Annotated in this window: 3 protein-coding genes and 1 pseudogene; all 4 read right to left on the reverse strand. The window is 67.5% G+C overall.

The window, feature by feature from the left end; translation table 11 throughout:
- Positions 1 to 472: pseudogene (locus ACESL7_RS14505) on the reverse strand (transposase); the annotation flags it as partial.
- Between the two features lie 259 nt (positions 473 to 731).
- Positions 732 to 2,015, reverse strand: coding sequence for a TRAP transporter large permease (locus tag ACESL7_RS14510; protein ID WP_372894013.1), 1,284 nt, complete (start codon positions 2,013 to 2,015; stop codon positions 732 to 734).
- Entirely contained in the window at positions 2,008 to 2,535 is a 528-nt protein-coding gene (locus ACESL7_RS14515; RefSeq protein ID WP_372894014.1) for a TRAP transporter small permease, read from the reverse strand. The genes ACESL7_RS14510 and ACESL7_RS14515 overlap by 8 nt, the downstream gene beginning before the upstream one ends.
- Positions 2,536 to 2,609: 74 nt before the next feature.
- On the reverse strand, positions 2,610 to 3,417 hold an 808-nt coding region (locus ACESL7_RS14520), incomplete at its 5' end, for a TRAP transporter substrate-binding protein (protein WP_372894015.1).

The raw sequence follows: 3,417 nt of genomic DNA on the forward strand, positions 1-3,417 counted from the left end.
TGCCGGAGGCACGCCTTCGGCGGGAAAACGCGCCATCGGGCGCCTTTTCTGGTCCGCCTCGCTCCCGAAGTACCAGGCGTTGCCCGTCTTCGTGGACGACATCTCGAGGTCGCGCGTCCCGGCCGCGGTCTTCGTCGAGGGCGGCACGTCGATGCTGTTCGGGGGCTCACTCGAACGCATGGCGTTCGCCCCCTCACCATCGACCAGCATCCCCGAGCGCAGCGTGATCCCCTGGTCGGCGAGATGGTCGTTCACCTCGGCGAACTGTGTCTCGGTCAGCCCATGCGTCTCCAGCAGGTGGCGGACGTCGAGGATCGCATGCTCCGGGCTTGCGCGGGGCCACTGGCACCGCGGCCCCTTCGCCCCGGCCTTGGGATAATGCGGCTCGATCAACGCCAGAAGGCGCGTCCGTGGCACCCTCAAACTCCATCTCGGCGAGGACCTTCTCCCGCCGCGTCCGCTTCGTCTTCATCGCGTGGCGGCGGCCGGGAAAGGCGGGCTGCCTGAGGCTCGGGGCACCCTTCGTGATCCCACGAAGTCTACCCCAAGCCGCTCAGAGCGCAAGGTTTTCAGATGGTCCCATGGATGGTGCTTCAGCAGGGGGACAGTCCGAAGTCGGCGTCCTCTCCGCGGGAACTGAGCCTGATCCGCCACCCTGGACAACATGTGTCATCACATTGCCCGAATGGAAGCCGATGAATGCGTCGGATCGGCCCTGATGGCCGGCGCGCTCAGAAGCCGCCTGCGCGCGGTATCCACGTCGAGATCGCCGGCACGAGCGTCAGCAGCAGCAGCACCAGCAGGTTGCTCAGGAAGAAGGGCGGCAGTTCGCGCACAAGGTCGGTCGGCCGCAGGCGCACGGCAGAGGCCACCACGAAGAGCAGGCTGCCGACCGGCGGCGTGGTCAGGCCGAGCGTCAGGTTCACGATCACCACGATGGCGAAGTGGATCGGATCGATGCCGAGCGCGCCGGAAATGGGGGCGAGGATCGGCACCAGGATCATCACGCCCGGCAGCGGGTCCATGAACAGACCGAACCCCAGCAACAGCACGTTGACCGCCAGCAGGAAGACGATGGGACTGAGCTGCAGGCCCGTGATCCATGCGGCGATATCCTGCGGCACCCCCTCGATGATCAGCATCCAGGCGAAGGCGCGGGCGGCTGCGAGGATCAGCAGGACCGCGGCCGAGGTCATGGCCGCGCGCAACAGGATCCCCGGCAGGTCGCGCAGCTTCAACGACCGGTAGACGAACATGCCGCAGAGCAGCGCGTAGGCGACCGCCATGACGGAGGCCTCCGTCGGGGTGAAGAGGCCGCTGCGGATACCGCCGATGATCAGCGCGATCAGACCCAGTGCCGGCAGGGCATGAAGCGTCGCGCGCCCGCGCTCGGCCCAGTCTGCCCGGGGTTCGCTTGCCGCGAAGGCGCGGCTTCGGCTGACCCACCAGTTCGTCGCCAGAAGGCCCGCGGCGAGGCAGAGCCCCGGCAGGATCCCGGCCATGAAGAGGGCCACCACCGAGACGCGTTCGTCCTGCATGGCGTAGATGATCATGATGATCGAGGGTGGAATGATCGGCCCGATCACCGCGGAGGACACGGTGAGCGCCCCGGCATAGGCGCGCGGATAGCCGCCCTGTTCCATCATCCGGATCATCATGGCGCCGGGGCCGGCCGCATCGGCGAGCGCCGAGCCGGAGATGCCGGCGAACATGGTCGAGGCGCCCACGTTGGCATACCCGAGCCCGCCGCGCAGGTGGCCCGTGAACCGGACCGTGAAGCGCAGGAGCGCCTGCGTCATCGCGCCCCCGGTCATCAGTTCGGCGGCAAGGACGAAGAAGGGCACCGCCAGAAGCGGGAAGCTGTCGATGCCCGAGAACATCTCCTTCACGATCACGATGGCCGGATAGCTCGTCCCGAGGCTCAGCGCGAGGAAGGCGGCGATGGCGATGGCGAAGGCCACCGGCACGCCGAGGACGAGAAGCAGGAAAAGCGCGCCGAAGAGGATTTCAGCCAAGGTGTCCCCCCGACATGCCCTCGTCTTCTTCCACGCCCTCGGGCCGCTGGCCGGCGCGCACGAAACGGGGCGCGATCAGCGCCAGATGTACCATCAGCAGCGCGAATCCCACCGGCATCGCAAGGTAGACATACCAGAACGAGATGCGTGTCGCGGGCGTGAGCTGGCGCCCCATGCGGCTCATGTAGTCCTGCCCGACCCAGATCATGTAGGCGAAGAACCCCATCAGGAGCACGACGACCGCACCGCGCAGCACCCTCTGCGCGACGCCCGGCAGCGCATCCTGCAGGTTCGTGATTGCGACGTGGCCGCCCTGTCGCAGGACCAGCCCGGCCCCCAGGAAGGTCATCCAGATCATCAGGTAGCGGGCGACCTCGTCGGCCCAGGGGATCGACTCGTTGGTGAGATAGCGCAGCGAGACGTTGGTGAAGATGATGCCTGTCATCGCCACGAGGCACGCGATGACGACCCAGCCGTTCAGGGCGACGAAGGCGCGCTCGGCCTTGCGGAAAAGCGACATGGGGCATTTCCCGGTCTGCCCCGGCGCCGAGCGCCGGGGCCTTTTATGGTGAACCTGTCAGGCGCCGCCGGGGATCATTCCGTCGCGATGATCGCGTCGATCAGCTCCTGACCGTAGGTCTCGGAATACTCGGCGTAGGCCGGGGTGAGCGCCTCCTGAAAGGCCGCGCGATCCTCCGCCGACAGCGTGCCGACGTCCATCCCGCGCTCGCGCAGCGTCTCCAGCCCGCTTTCCTCCACGTCGTCGACGAAACCGCGCATCGCGGCAACGCCCTCGGCCGCGCCCTCGCGGAACGCCTCGCGATCCTCCTCGGACATCCCGTCCCAGACCATCGGCGAGACGAGCAGGATCGCCGGGGAATAGACGTGACCCGACAGGGTCAGGTATTCCTGCACGTCGTCGAGGTTGACCGACACGATGACCGAGAGCGGGTTCTCCTGCCCGTCGATCGTGCCCTGCTGGAGCGCGCCGATCACCTCGGGCCATGCCATCGGCGTCGGCGCCGCGCCCAGCGTCTCGAACGCGGTCAGATGGATGGGGTTCTCCATCGTGCGCAGCTTGAGGCCGGCGATGTCGTCGGGGCTGCCGATCTGGTTGCGGTTGTTGGTGATGTGGCGGAAGCCCTGCTCGCCCCAGGCCAGCGCCTTGAGACCGACATCGTCGAACTGCGCGAGAATGTCCTGCCCGATGGGCCCGTCGAGCACAGTGCGCGCATGGCCGAGATCGCGGAACAGGAACGGAATGTCGAAAACGCCGGCATCCTCGACGAAGTTCGCGAGCGTGCCCGACGAGACGATCACCGCCTCGACCGTGCCGAGCTGCACGCCCTCGACCATCTCGCGCTCACCGCCGAGACCCGAGGACGGGAAGTGGCGGAACACG

The sequence above is a fragment of the Rhodosalinus sp. genome, from assembly GCF_041685465.1.
Lineage (GTDB): Bacteria > Pseudomonadota > Alphaproteobacteria > Rhodobacterales > Rhodobacteraceae > Rhodosalinus.

What these genes read in the sequence shown, in the direction of transcription:
- ACESL7_RS14515 (WP_372894014.1), bottom strand. Translation starts at nt 2,535, where the DNA reads ATGTCGCTTTTCCGCAAGGCCGAGCGCGCCTTCGTCGCCCTGAACGGC.